This is a genomic window from Pseudomonas sp. S2_E02 (assembly GCF_054668355.1).
Map to the genome: position 1 here is coordinate 2,691,143 of NZ_CP162761.1, position 18,488 is coordinate 2,709,630.

The 18,488-nt window shown below is 59.2% G+C and carries 20 protein-coding genes; 4 read left to right on the forward strand and 16 right to left on the reverse strand.

Going from position 1 to position 18,488, the window contains the following annotated elements:
- Positions 1-21 precede the first annotated feature (21 nt).
- From dgoD to AB4O01_RS11985, 8 genes are all read right to left on the reverse strand, one after another.
- Entirely contained in the window at positions 22-1,170 is a 1,149-nt protein-coding gene (dgoD, locus tag AB4O01_RS11950; RefSeq protein WP_007908327.1) for a galactonate dehydratase, read from the reverse strand.
- Between the two features lie 61 nt (positions 1,171-1,231).
- On the reverse strand, positions 1,232-1,852 hold the full coding sequence (locus tag AB4O01_RS11955; RefSeq protein WP_460091878.1) for a 2-dehydro-3-deoxy-6-phosphogalactonate aldolase: 621 nt from the start codon (positions 1,850-1,852) through the stop codon (positions 1,232-1,234).
- Between the two features lie 19 nt (positions 1,853-1,871).
- Complete coding sequence (locus AB4O01_RS11960) at positions 1,872-2,861, reverse strand: 2-dehydro-3-deoxygalactonokinase (protein ID WP_460091879.1); 990 nt, start codon at positions 2,859-2,861, stop codon at positions 1,872-1,874.
- A gap of 154 nt (positions 2,862-3,015) precedes the next feature.
- Positions 3,016-3,537 (reverse strand): hypothetical protein, encoded by a 522-nt coding sequence (locus AB4O01_RS11965; protein ID WP_460091881.1) that lies wholly within the window; start codon positions 3,535-3,537, stop codon positions 3,016-3,018.
- Position 3,538: 1 nt separating this feature from the next.
- Positions 3,539-4,267, reverse strand: a complete 729-nt coding sequence (locus AB4O01_RS11970) for an alpha/beta hydrolase family protein (RefSeq protein WP_186620494.1) — start codon at positions 4,265-4,267, stop codon at positions 3,539-3,541.
- 5 nt (positions 4,268-4,272) lie between these two features.
- The gene (locus AB4O01_RS11975; RefSeq protein ID WP_093435374.1) at positions 4,273-4,767 is read right to left on the reverse strand and encodes a PAAR domain-containing protein; all 495 of its coding nucleotides are present in this window, start codon (positions 4,765-4,767) and stop codon (positions 4,273-4,275) included.
- The gene (locus tag AB4O01_RS11980) at positions 4,764-5,426 is read right to left on the reverse strand and encodes a hypothetical protein (RefSeq protein WP_460091882.1); all 663 of its coding nucleotides are present in this window, start codon (positions 5,424-5,426) and stop codon (positions 4,764-4,766) included. The genes AB4O01_RS11975 and AB4O01_RS11980 overlap by 4 nt, the downstream gene beginning before the upstream one ends.
- Before the next feature lie 159 nt (positions 5,427-5,585).
- Positions 5,586-6,065, reverse strand: a complete 480-nt coding sequence (locus tag AB4O01_RS11985) for a GNAT family N-acetyltransferase (protein WP_093435380.1) — start codon at positions 6,063-6,065, stop codon at positions 5,586-5,588.
- A gap of 228 nt (positions 6,066-6,293) precedes the next feature.
- Here AB4O01_RS11985 and AB4O01_RS11990 point away from each other — a divergent pair, with 228 nt between their 5' ends.
- The 4 genes from AB4O01_RS11990 to AB4O01_RS12005 all read left to right on the forward strand — a co-directional run bounded on the left by AB4O01_RS11990 (position 6,294) and on the right by AB4O01_RS12005 (position 8,976).
- Positions 6,294-6,947, forward strand: a complete 654-nt coding sequence (locus AB4O01_RS11990; RefSeq protein ID WP_460091884.1) for an HD domain-containing protein — start codon at positions 6,294-6,296, stop codon at positions 6,945-6,947.
- 109 nt (positions 6,948-7,056) lie between these two features.
- The gene (locus AB4O01_RS11995) at positions 7,057-8,253 is read left to right on the forward strand and encodes an MFS transporter (RefSeq protein ID WP_460091885.1); all 1,197 of its coding nucleotides are present in this window, start codon (positions 7,057-7,059) and stop codon (positions 8,251-8,253) included.
- Between the two features lie 82 nt (positions 8,254-8,335).
- The gene (locus tag AB4O01_RS12000; protein WP_008085503.1) at positions 8,336-8,677 is read left to right on the forward strand and encodes a hypothetical protein; all 342 of its coding nucleotides are present in this window, start codon (positions 8,336-8,338) and stop codon (positions 8,675-8,677) included.
- A 44-nt stretch (positions 8,678-8,721) separates the two neighbouring features.
- Positions 8,722-8,976: a hypothetical protein gene (locus AB4O01_RS12005; protein ID WP_093435386.1), complete on the forward strand. Its 255-nt coding sequence runs from the start codon at positions 8,722-8,724 to the stop codon at positions 8,974-8,976.
- A 160-nt stretch (positions 8,977-9,136) separates the two neighbouring features.
- Here the strand turns inward: AB4O01_RS12005 and AB4O01_RS12010 are convergent, their stop codons facing one another.
- The 8 genes from AB4O01_RS12010 to AB4O01_RS12045 form a co-directional block, all read right to left on the reverse strand.
- Positions 9,137-10,066, reverse strand: coding sequence for a PfkB family carbohydrate kinase (locus AB4O01_RS12010; RefSeq protein WP_460091886.1), 930 nt, complete (start codon positions 10,064-10,066; stop codon positions 9,137-9,139).
- Positions 10,059-11,525 carry a purine-cytosine permease family protein gene (locus AB4O01_RS12015; protein ID WP_460091888.1) on the reverse strand — a complete coding sequence of 489 codons (1,467 nt, stop codon included), beginning with the start codon at positions 11,523-11,525 and terminating at the stop codon, positions 10,059-10,061. The genes AB4O01_RS12010 and AB4O01_RS12015 overlap by 8 nt, the downstream gene beginning before the upstream one ends.
- 203 nt (positions 11,526-11,728) lie before the next feature.
- The gene (locus tag AB4O01_RS12020) at positions 11,729-12,727 is read right to left on the reverse strand and encodes an ADP-ribosylglycohydrolase family protein (protein ID WP_460091889.1); all 999 of its coding nucleotides are present in this window, start codon (positions 12,725-12,727) and stop codon (positions 11,729-11,731) included.
- Positions 12,724-13,437, reverse strand: a complete 714-nt coding sequence (locus AB4O01_RS12025; protein WP_250605987.1) for a GntR family transcriptional regulator — start codon at positions 13,435-13,437, stop codon at positions 12,724-12,726. The genes AB4O01_RS12020 and AB4O01_RS12025 overlap by 4 nt, the downstream gene beginning before the upstream one ends.
- Positions 13,438-13,735: 298 nt before the next feature.
- Positions 13,736-14,704: an L-arabinose ABC transporter permease AraH gene (gene araH, locus AB4O01_RS12030; RefSeq protein WP_026000669.1), complete on the reverse strand. Its 969-nt coding sequence runs from the start codon at positions 14,702-14,704 to the stop codon at positions 13,736-13,738.
- A gap of 12 nt (positions 14,705-14,716) precedes the next feature.
- Positions 14,717-16,264: an L-arabinose ABC transporter ATP-binding protein AraG gene (araG, locus tag AB4O01_RS12035; protein ID WP_093435398.1), complete on the reverse strand. Its 1,548-nt coding sequence runs from the start codon at positions 16,262-16,264 to the stop codon at positions 14,717-14,719.
- 53 nt (positions 16,265-16,317) lie between these two features.
- Positions 16,318-17,322, reverse strand: a complete 1,005-nt coding sequence (locus AB4O01_RS12040) for a substrate-binding domain-containing protein (RefSeq protein ID WP_064120360.1) — start codon at positions 17,320-17,322, stop codon at positions 16,318-16,320.
- A gap of 135 nt (positions 17,323-17,457) precedes the next feature.
- Positions 17,458-18,276 (reverse strand): SDR family oxidoreductase, encoded by an 819-nt coding sequence (locus AB4O01_RS12045; RefSeq protein ID WP_186620478.1) that lies wholly within the window; start codon positions 18,274-18,276, stop codon positions 17,458-17,460.
- Positions 18,277-18,488: the final 212 nt, after the last annotated feature.

The following is an 18,488-nucleotide window of genomic DNA, read 5'->3' on the forward strand; positions in this document are numbered from 1 at the left end:
ATCGGGTGTGTCAGGGACGACTCACCATTCGGCAAAACTGCCATCGGCATGACGCCAGATCGGGTTGCGCCAGCGATGCCCGACCGCTGCGCGCTCAATCACATATTCTTCGTTGATCTCAATGCCCAACCCCGGGCCGTTCGGAATCTTCACGAAACCTTTGTCGTAATCGAACACCCGTGGATCCTTCACGTAGTCGAGCAAATCGTTGCTCTCGTTGTAATGGATGCCCAGGCTTTGCTCCTGGATAAACGCGTTGTAACAAGCCGCGTCCAATTGCAAACACGCCGCCAGCGCAATCGGCCCCAACGGGCAGTGCAGCGCCAGTGCCACATCGTAGGCCTCGGCCATGTTGGCGATCTTGCGGGTTTCGGTGATGCCGCCCGCGTGGGAGGCATCCGGCTGGATGATGTCGACGTAACCTTCGCTCAACACGCGTTTAAAGTCCCAACGCGAAAACAGCCGCTCACCCAGAGCAATCGGCGTGCTGGTCAACGGCGCGAGCTCTTTCAGCGCTTCGTAGTTTTCGCTGAGCACCGGTTCTTCGATAAACATCAGTTTGTACGGATCAAGTTCCTTCATCAGCACCTTGGCCATCGGCTTGTGCACGCGGCCATGGAAGTCGACGCCGATGCCAACGTTCGGCCCGACCGCATCACGCACGGCGGCGACGTTGGCCAGCGCCAGATCGACTTTTTCGAAGGTGTCGAGAAATTGCAGCTCTTCGGTGCCGTTCATTTTCACCGCAGTAAAACCACGGCTCACCGCCTCTTTCGCCGCACGCGCGGTGTCGGCCGGACGGTCGCCACCGATCCACGAATACACGCGAATCTTGTCGCGCACTTGGCCACCGAGCAGATCGCTGACCGACACCCCGAGCGCCTTGCCCTTGATGTCCCACAACGCCTGATCGATACCGGCCAGCGCACTCATGTGAATCGCGCCGCCACGGTAGAAACCGCCGCGATAGAGCACGGTCCAGATATCTTCGATATTGCGTGGGTCTTTGCCGATCAGGTAATCGGACAATTCTTCAACGGCAGCCGCGACGGTATGCGCGCGCCCTTCAACCACGGGTTCGCCCCAACCGGTCACGCCTTCGTCGGTTTCGACCTTGAGGAAGCACCAGCGCGGCGGGACGATGAAGGTGGTGAGTTTGGTGATTTTCATCTCTGCTCTCTTTTTGTAAATGCAGCTCTTATAGATGCAGCGCACACAGCGCCAAAAAGTCTTAGCGAAGGGCCTTCCACGCAGCCACGTAGGCCTTGGCGTTCAGCGCCACTTGCTCCGGCGTCATGCCCGGTTTGAACAGTCCGGAACCGAGGCCGAAACCTTTTACACCGGCATCGATAAACGCCTGCATATTGTCCGGGGTGATGCCGCCGACCGGCGCCAGTACTGTTCCCGTCGGCAACACTGCGAGCCAGGCTTTGACGACCGCCGGGCCCATCTGCTCTGCCGGAAACATCTTGAGAATGTCCGCGCCCTCCTCCAGTGCCGCGAAGGCCTCGGTCGGCGTGGCGACACCCGGCGACAGAAACAGCCCCGCCGCTTTCGCCGCACGCAAGACCTTGGCGTCACTGTGCGGCATGACAATCACTTGGCCGCCGGCTTCTTTCACCAACTCGACCTGTGCCGGGGTCAACACCGTGCCGGCACCGATCAGGCAATCGGCGGGCAGGGCCTTACGCAGGATGCGGATACTTTCGTACGGCGACGGGGAATTGAGCGGTACTTCGATGACGCGAAATCCGGCCGCATACAGGACTTCTCCGACAGCGGCGGCTTCCTGCGGATGCAGGCCCCGCAGGATCGCGATCAGACCGTTTTGCGCCAGTGCTTGCTTGAGCATGTCAGGCCTCCAGTCAGGGTTAACGGGATGAGGAATCGATCAGTCCGGCGGCCTGCGCCAGTTGCCACAGACCACGCTCGGTGGCCTGCTCGGCCAGCGTCACGTTGGCGAAACCGCAGGCATCGAGGGCGCGGCTGTAGCGCGCACAGAGCTGCGCGTTGCCGATGAGGATGATCGAAGGAAGATTCGTGTTGTTGCGACGACGTCGCTGAACCGTGGCGAGCGCCGCCAGCTCATGGCCGATCATCAGGCCGGACAGATAATCCGCCTGCGCGGTCGGGCTGAGTTCGCCGGTCAGGCCCAAGGTACGGGCACTGAACAACGTCGACAGCACGCCGAGTTCGCCGTCCACCGACTGCGCAACCTGCACACCACGGTCAAACGCCAAAGCATCGAACGTCGCACCTTGCTTCAGGGTACGACCGAGAATGCTGTGTTCACTGAGCACGGCGAACACTTCACCGGTCATAAACGTGTCGAAGTGAGTGATGCAGCCATCGACCACATCCACCCATTTCGAGTGGCTGCCCGGCAGGCCGATCAACAGATCAGCACCCGCCTCAATCGGCAGATTCTGCAACACGCCAAGCACCTGGGTTTCTTCGCCGCGCATCACATTCGGCAGACGCGAACGTTGGATCACGCCCGGCACGATATGCACCACGGTGCCGCGCAGACTGATCAGTGTTTGTAGGGATTTTCCGAGATTGGCGACGTTCGCCGGCGTCTCGCAGTAGGCCGCTTCACGCCAGCCCTGTGCGCTGCCAACCATGCCGCAGGCAATCACCGGCAGATCCGGCTGCGCATCGAGCCAGTCGCCGCACGCCTCGTCGAACGCCAGTTCAAAACCATCGGCGCATTCGCGACCGTTGATGATTCGCGGGGTCTTGGGCAACTGCATGATCCCGGACGACAGCGCGCGCTGCTCCAGCACCACGCCGCCCGCCGCGAGTTTGTAAGCACGTAATGAGGTCGTCCCCCAGTCGAGCGCGATCAATTGCGCCAGCATCGCTTCACCTGTTTTGTTTTTGGCAGTGAGTGCGACGGACTATAGACCTCTCAGACGGTAAATCTCAATATGTAATTTTGCATCCCATATTTTGGGATAATTACATCTACCCACCCTCCTCGAACAGATCCGTGATTCACCGTTATCAATATCACTACTGATGCTCTATCGCCTGAACGAAAACACTGGCAGGAATATTCATCGATTTTGAGTAATACGGACCGTAAGCGTAGGCAGCTGTCCTGAACTTACATGCCACGACCTGACGCGCGCTCAATACCATCAACAGTTGTTTTTTATTGAAGTACGTACTCAGCGTTCCACCGTCCGGTGTATGCACCGCAGAGACCTCAGCCGAATACACATATGGCCCCGCAGCAGATTCATTTAATACCGCGACGACCTCCCCTTCGAGATACCGGGTCAGGTCCTGTTTTGTTTCGAAGAAGCCACTCTCATCCAATGAACAGATCAAGGCATTGCCGACCTGATGTTGGCCGGCATTGATCTCGAAGAATCGCAACAGATCAGTCATTGAACTGAAGCGAACATCCAGAAGAGCACTGTCTCCAGGCTTGGTAACAGAAACAAATTCAATTTCGGTCTCTGGTAATGGCACTCTTTTTGCGCACGAAGCACACAAACAAAGAACTAGAACTGCAAGCAACACTCGCATGTCAAGACTCCAGGTATTTGATCATTTTTTCAGCGATGAGATCACATGCGGACTGTTCGCCAAGAATCCTCGCCTTGAACATTACGCCTGCATCTTCGTGGTTGGTGTCTACCGCTTTATTGATATCAGGACCCGAGCTCATAACCCAGCGTTCTCCCATCTCGGCGACATCATCGGACTGATTGGGTTTCGCCGGTGCAGCCAATATATTGATCCAGTACTCTGCACCAGGCTTCGGGGTGGTGGCGTAAATGTCTGAAATCAGCCAGACACCCAGTCCGCCGCCCACAGGATCAAGCGTGACCAAGGACTTCACCGTAAATCCCTGTTCTTTGAGTATGGCTGCCAGATGAGCGCCGTTCCATCCTCCAAGACTGTGACCGACGATACTTATATAAATTGATTTATCACCTTTCAGATAACTCAGCACATACTTTTCTATGTCTTTCTTGCCGCGCACATCCTTATAACTAAGGTACACCGACTTTATTTTTCCAATTTGCGCGTCGCTGAATTTTTTAGGCAATAAAACCTGCGCACTGGTTACGTTACCGTGAGGTGGTTGATCTTGATAATACGGCTCCTTGTCTCCAGCCCCGCCAATGAAAAACACGACGATTTTTTTGATTTTGATTGCCACGGTTTTTACAGTCTGATCGGTTTTGCAAGTCAACTCGTGACTCACCACCTCGTTTTTGCAATCTTTGAGTGCAGGGTTTGCGACTTCCATTTCGATCACTCTACAAACAGTTTGATTGTTTCGGCCAAATGCGAGCTGACCATATGAGTAAAGCCCTGCTCATTGGTGATTCCGTGTTCCATGCTGCCATCGCCCCGTTGAATCACATAGGGATGATCGGGCACCGGCTCGCCAGTTGCTTCATTCACCACTTGCAACCTGTCCGTAAAATGCACCGGCATCGGCAACAGCCCACTAAACGCTGCCCCTCCGCCACTCTGGCCGATAATCACCGTCCCCGAGCCACCCACCACGACATTGCCGTGGCCTCCGGTACTGTCGAGCGTGGCGGCATTCAAGCCGTTGATAAAAACGGTGCCGGAAACGGCTCCGGTAATCGGACTGCCACACGCCGATTTATCGGTCATGCGCGCGGCGGCGAGGCCGTCGAAGAAGACGTTCGGCGAGCCGGAGGCAATCGGGTTGGTGCCATGCCCTGGCAATGGGCAGGCGGTCGGGTCGGTGACGCGTGCAGCGGGTTTACCACTCAATTCAAAGCTCCTTGCTTCAGGGGTTCCGGGTGCGGCTGATGAATATCGATGTCGGTCGCGGCGAAGCGCCAGCGGTTGTCGACGGGGTCGAACAGGGCGTGGCAATGTTCACGGCTGTCGGGGGGTGTAGCGAATTGCAGATGCTGCCAGGCTTCGTCTACCTGCCATGCCAGTTCGGCCGGCGAGGCGTCGTCGAGTTCGTTGAGCCAGGCGTTGTAGTTGCGCAGGTGATTACGCTCGTAAGTCGATTGCAGCAATTCGGCCATTTGTGCGCCGAGGTCGAGATGATGCTGGCCCGTCCACTGGCCGATCTCGGAATAGACGTACCAGCCCATCGGCATCAACCCGCCGTCCTTGAGCAGCGAATGCCCGGCAGGGGCGACGAAACCACAGCAAATGTGCAGCATCAGCCAGCCTTGATGGGCGTCGATAAACGCCGTCGGATCGAAGGTGCGCAGCGGTATCACGCGGTACTCGGCGAGCCCGGCGCTGCGGGTCATCAACTCGGCATCAAGGCGTGACACGAACGCGCGAATGGCGCTGCCGCCCGTACGATTTGTCATGCACAGAATGTCGACCGGTTGACGCGTGGGGTTGTCGGTGGAGCCTGAGTTTTTCACCAGGCCATACAGACGCATTGACGCCCGTAGTCCGCTCATCGCTGGTCACTCATTGACGCAGCGATGGCTCCACGGGCGTGGAGAAATTGTGCCAGAGGCATTGCAGGTGTCGTCCGTGAGCGCGCAAAAATGGCGCGTAGAATGCCGGACTAGAGCGTTGGCGACAATCGAATCAGCACCGCAATGCCATCATTGTGATCAGCCCTCGGCAAACTCACGCAGAACCTGGCCATCCATGCGGTAGCGCACCCACTCTTCCTGGGGTTGTGCGCCGAGGGATTTGTAGAATTCGATGGCCGGCGTGTTCCAGTCCAGAACACTCCATTCGAAGCGGCCGCAGTCGTTGTCGCAGGCGATTTTCGCCAAGTGACGCAACAAGGTTTTGCCAGCACCGCCGCCGCGTTGTTCGGGGGTGATGTAGAGGTCTTCGAGGTACAGGCAGTTGCTGCCGAGCCAGGTCGAATAGCTGAAGAAGAACACCGCGAAACCGATTGGCAAACCATCGCGTAGGCAGATCAGGCCGTGGGCGGTGGCGCCTTCGCTGAACAGGCTGCGTTCGATGTCGGCAACGCTGGCGATGACTTCGTGACGGGCCTTTTCGAAATCGGCGAGTTCAGTGATGAAGGCGAGGATTTGCGGGGCATCGCTGGGGGTCGCCGGGCGGATTTCGATCGTCATGGACGGGCCTTGTCGGAAAAAGGAAAACGCCATACTAAGGTGGTGAGCGGCGCTCGTCACATGGCAAAACACACACTACCCTGCGCAATGTTGCAAACACTGCAGTTCCCTGTGGGAGTGAGCCTGCTCGCGAAAGCATTCTGTCATTCAACAATGCAAGTGACTGTAAGGACGCCTTCGCGAGCAAGCTCGCTCCCACAGGGACTTCGACAATCTGAAAGGATGCTCATGAACCCAGCGTTTTTTACCCCCGTAGAGGCACTCGCAGTAGCCCTGTTGCCCCACGCCCTCGAGCCATCAGACGACGGCGCTCACGACCTCGCTCACCTGCAGCGGGTCTGGCATAACGTGCGTACGCTGCAAGCAGAAGAAGGCGGCGATCTTGAGGTGTTGTTGGCCGCCGTGCTCTTGCACGATTGCGTCGCCGTCGAGAAGAACTCGCCACTGCGTTCGCAGGCTTCGCGGCTGGCGGCAGATAAAGCTTCGTCAGTGCTTGCCGATCTGAACTGGTCCGAAGAAAAAATCGCCGCCGTCGCCCACGCCATCGAAGCCCACAGTTTCTCCGCCAACATCACCCCGCTCACCCTCGAAGCGAAAATAGTCCAGGACGCTGACCGCCTCGACTCTTTGGGCATGCTCGGCGTCGCCCGCACTTTCTACATCGCGGGGCGCATGGGTTCGGCGCTGTACGACCCGCAGGATCCCGAAGCGAAACAACGCGATTACGATGACACGCGTTTTTGCCTCGATCATTTCCAGACCAAACTGCTGCACCTCGCCGACGGTTTCCAGACCGTCGCCGGCCAGCGTCTTGCGCAGGTCCGTCATCTGCGCCTGAAGGGATTCATGGAGCAGTTCAAGGAAGAGATCGGCCTCGCTTGAGCATTACTCCGGCGTGCAGCGATCCTGACTTCGCCAAGCTCAGACCTAAGCCGCCTGCCTGACGTGTTAAACAGATGACGCTGAATTTTTCCGCTTAAGGATTCACTTCATGTCGCAAGTAACACCCAAGGTTTCAGGCAAGTTGTTCGGCCTGTTCTGCCTCGCCAGTTATCTGCTGTCGCTGTCTTACGGCTCGACGTTTTTATTGTCACTGTTGATCAGTTCTCGCGGCGGCAATGAGCACGATGCCGGCAGCGTGATTTCGGCGGCGATGCTCAGTACGTTTGTCGCAGTGCTGGTGTCCGGGCATCTGTCGGACTGGCTCGGTGCGGCGCGTTCGATTGCCCTGTTTGGTCTGTTGCTGGTAGCAGCGAGTCTGGGCTTTGCGCTGACGCCAGGGTTTGGTCATCTGTTATTGGTTTTCGGTTTGCTGCTGGGTTTGGGCTGGGGCGTTTTCTATACCTTGGGGCCGATCATCGTCGCCAGTCTGGTGACCCCGGCGCAGCGCGCCAAGTACTTCGCGCTGCTGTCGGGCAGCATGATGACCGGGATCGGAAGCGGCCCTTTACTCGGACGGGCAGCGAGTGCGCTGGGCTTGCCAGTGACCTCGGCGTTTTATCTGGCGGCGCTGGCAAGCCTGATCGGGGTGCTGCTGTTCTGGCAGCTGGGTGCTCGTTTGAAAAGCACGCAGACCCCGACAGCGGCAAAAATCAGCTGGCAAGCGACCACTCAAGTGCTCGGCTCGCGTGCGCTGTTTCCGATCATCATGGTTGGTCTCGGCGGTTGCGTATTCGGTGGATTGTCGAGCTTTCAGACCAGCTATGCCGCCGCCCGCTCGCTGGATTATTCGTTATTTTTTCTCGGCTTCATGAGCGCGGCAATCAGCAGTCGGATGTTGATCGCCGGATATGTCGTCAAGCGTGATCCTTTGCGCGCGTCGTGCCTGCTGTCGGGGCTGATGCTGGGTTCGATTGTGCTGTTCGCGTTCGGCGTGCACGGCGGGTTCACTTACCTGCTGGCGGCAGTGCTGCTGGGTGTTGGTTATGGCCTGACCTATTCGGTGATCAACGGCCTGGCGGCCAACGAAGCACCGGCCGGTACTACATCGCAGGCCTTGTTGCTGTTCAGTCTTTCGTACTTCATCGGCGTGTTTGGTTTCCCGCTATTGGCCGGGAAAACCATCGTTGAGCACGGCATGAGCACACTGCTTTTGACGGTCTTGATCGTCGCGTTGGCCAACTGGCTGATTACCCTTGGCCGCTTGCTCTGGCGGCGGATCAGTCTGAAAGCCGCGCAGGCAACCTAGACCGTTCGTCGCTGATCAGGCACCAATCCGATCACTGGGCAGACCAACAACAGGTAAGGATTCCAATCACTGGAGAAGCCCTATGATCCCGTCAAGGTTGACCGCTTTCGTATTCAGCGCCCTGCTCTGCCCTGCGGTTTTCGCCGCATCCGCCACCGCTGCGGGCACCGGCCCTACCGATCCGACTCCGCCACGCGCCCCCGCCATCAACAGTGCTCCCGGTATGAATACCGATGGCTCGGGAGTGCCCTTGATCAATCAGCCTCCCGCCACCGGCACCGACCCGCGCACTCAGGGCAGCGACCCGGGCCGGCAGGGCGGCATGAACACCCCCGACGCCCCCGCCACGCCAGACAATGCGGGCCCCGGCATCGGCTCGAAAACCACCACCGGTGGCTCCGGTTCCGAAGGCTCCGGTCAGTAGTTCGCCGACGCGAGCGTCCTGTTCAATCCAATGAAGAGGTAACCATGAACGTCGATAAAAACCTGGAAAAAGAAGTCCTCACCCGTCTGTTGCACGCCCATCCGAGTGGTCTGGGAAAAGAGGTGCTGGATAATTACCGGGGCGAGAAGGTAGTGGCCAGCGCCCTCGCCGCTTTGCAGGATCGTGGACTGATTCACCACGGGCATGTGACCTGCAACGAGGCTGGCGAACATTCGTTGAACCTGCCGATCAAGCTCAGTGCGGCTGGCGTGGAGGTAGCGCGCAAGCTGGATAGCTGAGCGATATGATCGTGTGATCGCTAATCATGCAGGAGATGCAGTTGGCTGCGATCTTTGCTTTTATAAGATCAAAAGATCGCAGCCTTCGGCAGCTCCTACATTGGATCTGAGGCGAACATAAATCCCCTGTGGGAGCGAGCTTGCTCGCGAAAGCTATCTATCAGGCGCCGCCGGACTCGCGGATAAACGCATCCACTTCAGTCGCACCCGGCGAAGTCGCCGGCCCCCACCGCGTCACCGCCAAAGCTGCCGCCGCATTCGCCCGTCGCGCTGCTTCATGCGCTGTCAAACCCTGCGCCAGTCCCGCGACAAAGACGCCGGCATGGGCATCGCCGGCACCATTGCTGTCCACCGCTTTCACAGCAAACCCCGGGACATGCCGACGCTCATCGCGCTGATGAATCCAGCACCCTTGCGGCCCGTCACGGACCACGATCAGCACTTCATTGGGCAGATGCTCAGCGAGACGATCCAGCGCACCCCCAATATCCTCGGCCCCGGTGAACCGCAGTGCCTCGACACTGTTGCTGGTCCACACATCGATTCGCGGCAGCAACGCCTGCATCAGCGGCGAGTCCGGCGATTCCACCAACGGGCCCGGATCGAACACTACGTTGATCGACTCCGGTAACGCCAATGTCCAGTCGAGCAACGCCTGCGCTTTGCCTTCGTGCAACAGGCTGTAGCCACTGAGATAAACGTAATCGCCCGCCTCGACCGCAACGCTGTTCAGATCCTCCGCCGTCACCTCACCTTCAGCGCCGATGTAGGAAATGAAACTGCGCTCCGCCGACGCATCGGTCAGCGCCACACACAACCCTGTGTCGCGCTGCGCAGGCTGGCGAATGCCGATGTGAATCCCCTCGGCATTCATCGCCTCACGCGCCAGATCACCGAAACGCCCAGTGCCATGGCGGCCGAGATAAACCACCGGCAGGCGATTGCGCACGGCCGCCGCCATCACATTGAAACCGCCGCCCGCTTCGAAACCCGCCGACTGCGCCAGCACGTCGCCGCCAACCTGCGGCAGCTTATCCACGGCCATGACCAGGTCGATGATGACCTGGCCGGTGTGCAACATCTTAGGCATGAGCATTCTCGGTTTGCGCGGCGCGACGGTCTTTCGCCCCGCCGAGGACAAAGTAAATGCCACCGGCCACCACGAACGTCACGATCCAGCCGAGGCCGTTGTGGCCCAGCCACGAGTCGGACAAAAAGCCTTTGAACCAGACGTTTTCAGCGGTAGTGCCAATGGTGGTGAAACTGAAGCCAAGGACGATGGCAATCGCCCACGCGCCAAACGCACGCCACTCGATACCGCCGTGATACCAGTAGGCACTGCTCGGGCTGACGTCGAGCAGGTCTTTCGGGCTGTAGTAATGACGGTGAATCAGGTCAACGACGAAGATCCCGACCCACGCGGTGATCGGCACCGCCAGCAGGGAAATAAAGGTAATGAACGGGCCGTAGAAACTGTCGGCGATCAGCATGAAGTAGATTGAGCCGGCGAAGATCGCGACGATATCGACCACCACCGCGTAGACGCGTTTGACCTTCAGGCCAAGGGTCAGCGTGGTCAGACCGGCGGAGTACACCGACAGATTGTTCGACAGCAACAAGCCACCGAACGCCGTGATCAGGTACGGCACGGCCATCCACGTTGGCAGCATGTCGCGGATTGCAACAATCGGGTCAGTCGCCGAGGCGAGGTCGTTGTTGCCCACCGACAGCAGACCGCCAAGAGTGATCAGCAGCACCAGCGGAATGCCCGCACCGAACGCGGCAGACGCCACCAGTCGCACAGCCTTGACGCTGCGATGCTGATAGCGCGACATGTCGGCGCCAGCGTTGGCCCAACCAATGCCGGTACCGGCGGCCATGGTGCCGATACCGATGATCATTGCACTCATCGGCGCGGGCGTGGCATTGAACACCGCGCTCCAGTCGATGGTCGCGCAGAGGAAACCGCCGACCAGAAGATTCAGCGCGCCGAACACGTAGGTCGCCCACTTCTGGATCACCAGCAAGGTCGCGTGGCCGAGGCCGGACACTGACAAAGTCAGCAGGACGAAAATCGCGATAAAGATCAACGTCAGTATCGGCGCACTTTTCGCTTCCACTGGCGAGCCGAACAGGATCGAGCACAGCGACAACAGCACAAATGCAGCGGTGGTGGTGTTGACCGTTTCCCAACCCAGGCGCGACATCAGCGAGACCAGCGTCGGGCCGATATTGCCGCGCACGCCGAAGATCGCTCGCGACAAGGTCAGGCTCGGTGCGCGGCCACGGCGACCGGCAATCGAGATGATCCCGACCACCGCGAACGAACCGGCAGCACCGATGATTGCGACGATGATCGCCTGCCAGATCGCCAGCCCGCGAAACGCCACCAGCGTGGCGCCCAGCGGCAGACCGAGGATGGAAATGTTGGCGGCGAACCAGACCCAGAACAGTTGCAGCGGATGGCCGTTGCACTCGGCTTCCGGCACCGGTTCGATGCCGCGGGTTTCCAGTTGCCCGGCGCTCTGCGCGGCGTTTGATGAACTCATGAAGATGCTCCTGTTTGCCTTTTTTGTGGTTGTGGCAATGATGCAAAACGACAAGACATCGCGGCCGTCCTCGGCCTGTCTGCGCGATCCATTGCGGGTTAAAAATTCGAAATTCGCGGTGCGGCTTTCGCGAGCAGGCTCGCTCCCACAGGTACCGTGTAATCCTTGTGGGAGCGAGCCTGCTCGCGAAGGCGCTAACCTGGTTAGCGCAAGGCCAACAGCCCCTGCACCAACGGCTCCAGCTCCAGATGATTGACGGCCTTCACCGTGTCGATCATCGGCACTGGCCAGCTCTCAAGACCCAGGCAGGCCCCGAGCATGGCGCCGAGAATCGCCGCGATGGTGTCAGTGTCACCGCCAAGACTGGCGGCCATGCACAACGCATCAAACGCGCTCATCTCGCCGACGGCCACTTGCTGCGCCAGGGCAAAGGAGACCACCACCGATTCCTGCGACGCCACCGAAGTACCGATCACGTCATAGAGCAGATCCGCCAGCAAAGCCTTGTCGCTATCGACACTGATGGTGCGCGCCCAACTGATGCGCGAGGCAATGCGCCCACCGGCCACCCAGTGCCCGTGCGCCTCGGCTTGCTGAGCGATGTGCTGGCCGAGGTTCAACGCTTCGCCCAGGTCCATGCCATTGATGCCGGCAGATACCACCGCTGCCACCGCCGCCGCACTGGAAATCCCCAGCGTGGTGTTGTGGGTGACCTGACAGGCCTGTACCACCGCTGCGATAAACCGCTGAGGATCGGCCACATCCGCCGCGATCCCTACCGGCGTAATGCGCATGGCCGCGCCGTTGGTGGTGCCGAAGCGTCCGGCCTCTTCCGGCGAATGGCCGGCGAGGATCATTTCGATGGCGCGCTTGGTCGACGGCCCGAGCAAGTCCTGCGAGCCCTTGGCCTGCATCTCGGCTTCCCACTCGATCAAGCGTTGCGCGAGGATCGCCGGTTCGATGCGGCCTTTGCCTTCGACCAGCAACTCACCAACCAAAATGGCTTGTTCAGTGTCGTCGGTGATCGAGCCTTTGGGCATGTTTGCGGCGATCGGTTGCAGTGGCCCGGCATCCTGCAGATCAGTGATCTGGCCGAAGCGGGTCTTGATCGTTTCGCGGTTCAGCGATTGCGTCGGCATGCCCAGTGCATCACCGAGGGCCAGGCCATAGAAAGCACCAAGGGCACGGTTGAGCGCGGTCATTTCGATTCTCCAAATTGCAGGTGCAAACGGAAATGCACCGGATCGAGCAGGCTTTCGACCAACTCCATGAAACGGTTCTGGCGATCATAGGTGGTACGCAACGCCTTGAGGAAAACGGTGCCGACCGGGCGCCCGAGCAATTCGGCGTCTTCGGCATTCAACGGCTCGGCACCGATCCACTGATCACCGCGTTCGCCGATGTAGCCGTAGGCGGCCAGGGTGATGGTCAGGGAATTGTCGATCAGACCGACACGCGGCAGGCTTTCCAGGCCGCCGGTGGCCGGCATCAAAGAGCGTTCGAGAGAGACCAGCGTGCCGTCGTTGGAGCGCCGACGGCGGTCGAGGGTGATGAATTGGTCAGTGCCGAACCGCGAGAGCAGATCGGGCCGGGTCACGGCTTCCAGACGCAGCACTTCGGTATTGATCAGCGCGCCGCTGTCGGCCAGCGCCTGCGCCCAGCCGCTGCGCTGGTCGAGCGCGACACCGTCGAAAGTGACGATGGAGCCGACGCCGCTTTGCGTGGCGATGTAATTGCGCCGTTTCAGTTCGGCCAGCGCTTCGCGCAGCGTGCCTCGGCTGACTTGGAATTCTTGAGCCAACTGATGTTCGCCGGGCAACAGAAAACCATCCTCCATGAGGCCGCTTTCGATGCGTCGGACGAGTTCGTCGACCACCCGTTGTTTCTTGTCAAATCGTACCTGTCTAATCATGTACAAATTGATACCCGAAACGGGTGCGGGCGAGCAAGGAATATTTGGGGGGTCGGACAGAAGGCGGGAAGATCAACAGCACCCTCACCCTAGCCCTCTCCCGGAGGGAGAGGGGACTGAATGGGGGAGGCTCAAGAAGTACGCCGACCTGAAAGTGCTTCGCCGAATCCACAACCGACCCGAAAGTGCGTTTCCGATTCCATAATCGACTAGGTCTTTCAAGTCGGTGCAGGACGCAAAACACCTCGGTCGGCCCCCTCTCCCTCTGGGAGAGGGCTGGGGTGAGGGGCTCTTGATCTTAGCGTTGTTTCAGGCGGTCAATCACGACGGCCAGCAGCAGGATCGAACCACGAATCACATACTGATAAAACGTGTCGATATTCTTCAAGTTCATCGCATTCTCAATGATCGCCAGAATCAACACCCCGGCAATCACATGCCGAATCATGCCGATCCCACCGCTCAACGACACCCCGCCCAACACGCAGGCCGAGATCACCGTCAGTTCAAATCCCTGACCAATCATCGGCTGCCCCGAGGTCATCCGAGACGCCAGAATCACCCCCGCCAACGCACCAATCACACCATGCACGGCAAAGATAATGATCTTGGTCCGGTCAACGTTCACACCCGCGAGCAACGCCGCTTCCTGGTTGCCACCGATGGCCATGGTGTTGCGCCCGTAGGTGGTGTAATTCAACAGCCAACCAAAAAACAGAAAGCAAACAATGGTGATCAGAATCGGCACCGGCACGCCAAACAACTGGCCATTGCCGAAAACGAAGAACGATTCCTGCGACACGCCCACTGCTTTGCCGTTGGCAAAAATGTAAGCCAGACCGCGAACGATCTGCATGGTCGCCAACGTCGTGATCAACGCATTGACGCGCAACTTGGCAATCACGATCCCGTTGATCAACCCGACAATCAGGCCCATCACCAGCGCCGCGCTGACACCGAGAAACACGCTATTGGTGTCACGCATCACCACCGCCGCAACCACCCCGGCGCAGGCAATCACCGAGCCCACCGACAGGTCGAAATGCCCCGACGCCAGGCAGTACAACATCGTGCACGCGGCAATCCCGGTGGTGGAAATCGCCAAGCCCAGGCCACGCATGTTCAGCGGCGAAAGAAAGTTGTCGATCAGCAGCGTGCAGGCAACGAATATGCCCACAGCCGCCAGCAACATGACCCAGTCATCAAGGAAGCGTCGCATGTCCAGCGGCTTGCGCTCTTTCGGCAGGGTTTCGTTTTGGGTTGTCATCATAGTCACCTCTCAGTTCGCCACGCCGTCAGCGCGGTGGCGCGGCAAAGCCAGTTGCAGCAGGTTGGATTCATTGGCCTGGTCGCGGCTGATTTCGCCGCGCAAGGCGCCTTCGCAGAGCACCAGAATGCGGTCGGAAATGCCCATAACTTCCATCAGGTCGCTGGACACCACGATCACCGAAATACCCTCAGCAGCGAGGTTATGGATGATCTGGTAAATCTCGGCTTTGGCACCGATGTCGATGCCGCGCGTCGGTTCGTCGAGCAGCAGGACCTTCATCGGCATCGACAGCCAGCGACCGAGAATGGCCTTCTGCTGATTGCCGCCGGAGAGGAATTTGATCTGCTGGCCGGCGTGCGGGGTTTTCACTTTCAGCGCTTTGATCTGTTTGTCGGCGTTGCCCTTTTCCCACAGACCACGAATCAGGCAACCGAGGCCCGAATGAGCGCCGCGTGCGCTGATGTTGATGTTTTCGGCGACGCTGGCCAGCGGGATGATGCCTTCCTTCTTGCGATCTTCCGGGCAGAGCAGAATGCCCGCAGCAATCGCGTCGCGCGGTGATCGCAGTTTCAGTTCGTGACCGCGCAATTCGAGGCGTCCGGCGGTGTTGCGTTCCAGCCCGCTGAGCAAGCGAAACAGCTCGGTGCGCCCTGCCCCGACCAATCCGAACAGGCCAAGGATTTCACCTTTGTGCGCTTCGAAACTGATCGGCTCGCGCAGACCCGGGCCGAGCAAACCATCAACCTTCAGCGCGACGGCACCGCGTGGTCGATGGCGATAATCGTAGATGTCCTGAATGTCACGACCGACCATGCAGGTCACCAGTTGATCGTGGGTCAACTGGCTCATGTCGTCGAAGGTGCGCACGTAGCGACCGTCCTTGAACACCGTCACGGCGTCACAGATGCGGAACACTTCTTCCATGCGGTGGGAAACGTAGAGCACGACTTTGCCCTCGTCACGCAGGCGTCCGATGATCGCCATCAAGCGGTCGATCTCACGGGCCGAAAGGCTGCTGGTCGGCTCGTCGAAAGCGATGACGTGGGCGCCGCGCGACAGCGCCTTGGCGATTTCCACCAGTTGCCGCTGGCCGAGGGACAAGCGCCCGACCTTGGTCTGCGGATCGATTTCGTCGGCCAGGCCTTTGAGGCAGTTCAACGCTTGCTGACGCAGGACACCGCGATTGATCAAACCGAAACTGGCCGGTAAATGGCCGAGAAACAGGTTTTCGGCGACGGTCATTTCCGGCACCAGATGCAACTCCTGGTGAATCACCGCGACGCCGCTGCCGATGCTGTCAGCGGTCGACTTGAACGCCATGGTCTGCTCGCCGATCTGCAACTCGCCGCTGCTCGGGATGTAAGCACCGCCGAGGATTTTCAGCAGGGTCGATTTGCCGGCGCCGTTCTCGCCCATCAAGGCGTGAACCTGGCCGGGATGGGCGACAAAGCTGATGGCGTCCAGCGCTTTCACCCCGGGAAAGGTTTTGCCGATCCCGTTGAAGCGCAGGCTGCCGCTGGCGCCGTGTTGTTCTTGTGTTTGTACTTGCGCGTGCATAAAGCCACCTCTTCACACCGAAAAACGGCCCGGCTGCCCGGGCCGTCACTGCGTCAGTTCCACAGGCCGATTTTTTCCAGCTCTTGCTTGAAGTTCTCGCGGGTGATCAGGGTGACGTCGTCCATCGCGGTGTACTTCGGCGGTTCTTTGCCGGTGGTGACCCACTCGTACATCATCTCGGCGGTTTTGTAGCCTTCGATGTGCGGGCTTGGCAGCATCGAGCCGAAGAAGCCGCTGTTCGGCTTTTTCAGTTCGCCGATGGCGTCGGTGCCGTTGATGCCGATGCCGATCACGTTGGCCGCGGCAAAACCGGCGGCTTCGGTGGCGCGTACGCCGCCGAGCACAGTGTTGTCGTTCATGCCGCCGATGATCAGGTTTTTCGCCGCGCTCGGCAGTTTCACCAGCGCCGAGTTGGTGGCGTCCATGCTGCCCGGTACGTCGAGGGTTTTCAGTGCGGCAAACAGAATGTGATCCTTCGGCATCCCGGCGTCCTCGAGGGATTTCACCGAACCGTCGGTGCGCTTCTTGCCGGTGTCGAGTTCGTTGTAGGTGTTGACCACCGCGTAGGTGTCTTTCCAGTCCCAGTTGCGTTTCTTCGCTTCGGCGACCATCGCGTTGCCCTGCTTCTGGCCGACTTCGAACGCGGCCATGCCGAGGTATGGCACGTCTTCCATGAACTTGCCGTTGGCGTCGACGAAACGGTCATCGACGGCAATCACTTTCAGGTCGTTGAGTTTGGCCTTGGCCATGATTGCCGGGCCGAGCGAGACGTCCGGCGGGCAAATCACGAAGCCCTTGGCACCGTTGGCAGCAAGACTGTCGATCGCCGAGAGGGTTTTCTCACCGTCCGGCACGGCAATCTTGATCAGTTCAAAGCCCTTGTCCTTGGCGGCTTTCTCGGCGAAGGCCCACTCGGTCTGGAACCACGGTTCTTCCGCCTGCTTGACCAGAAAACCGATTTTCACGGTGTCGGCAGCGAGCAGCGCACTGCTCAGGCTGAACGCGGTGACCGCCAGGGCGGTACTGCACAGGGTACGAATCCCGAAACGACGTTTCATAAGCTGACTCCTTGTTATTTTTTTGAGCAATGTTTGAAAAGCGTTAAAGCGTGTTCCTGCAATGCCTGTTGAAAATAGTCATATCGTATGATGATTGGATTTCACACGGATTTATCCGCGTGAAAACCACTGTGCTCAGTCGTGGTACATCACCGAGCGACCACCATCGATGGTGATGCATGAAGCATTGATGAACGGCGCTTCATCACTGGCCAGAAACACCGCCGTCATTGCCACTTCGAGCGGCTGACCGATGCGTTTCGGCGGGTGCAGATCGAAGGCGCGCTGACGCTCGGCGTGCGGGTCGGCGAATCCGTTCCAGTAGTCGACGTTCAACTGCGTCTCGATATAGCCCGGGGCGATAGCGTTGACGCGGATGCCCTTCGCGGCGTACTCGATGCCGAGCGCGCGGGTCAGGCCGAGCAAACCGTGTTTGGCCACCGGGTACGGAAAGCAACCGGGAATGATGTGGCTGGAATGGGTCGAGGCGATATTGATGATGCTGCCGACGCCCTGCTCGATCATCTGCGGCAGCACTGCCTTGCAACCAAACCAGGCGCCGTCCAGATCAATGGCGAAGCAGCGACGCCAGTCTTCTTCGGTCATGGCCAGCGGATCACGGAACACGTTGACCCCGGCGCAGTTGACCAGCACATCGATGCGCCCGTGCAGCTCAACGGCGCGTTTGGCCATGGCATGCAGGTCGGGCTGATGCGAGACATCCGCCTTCAGCGCTTGCACGTCGTAACCTTGCTCACGCCAGTGCACGGCCACCGTTTCGACTTTTTCCGCCTGAATATCACTGATCACCAGTTTCGCTTGCTGCGAGGCGAACGCCGCAACAATGGCTTCGCCGATGCCTTGCGCGGCGCCGGTCAGCAGCACGACCTTGTTTTTCAGACGCTCGCCCTTCGGCGGTGCGGGCACCGGCGGCAGGGAAAGAGGTTCAGCCATGGATCAGGACTCCTGTTTCGCAAGCACAAAAAAACCGGGCATCTGCCGATGTCCGGTCTGGAAGGCGGTTGGAACGAAACAGGCAAGCGCACGCGACAGCTTGGGGCCGTTGCGAGACGCGGACTCCACACGGGAGTGCGATAGACATTCGCTGCATCACTTCACCTGTTTTGTTTTTTTAAGTGTGAGTGCGTGTTACTGCTGGAGCCGAC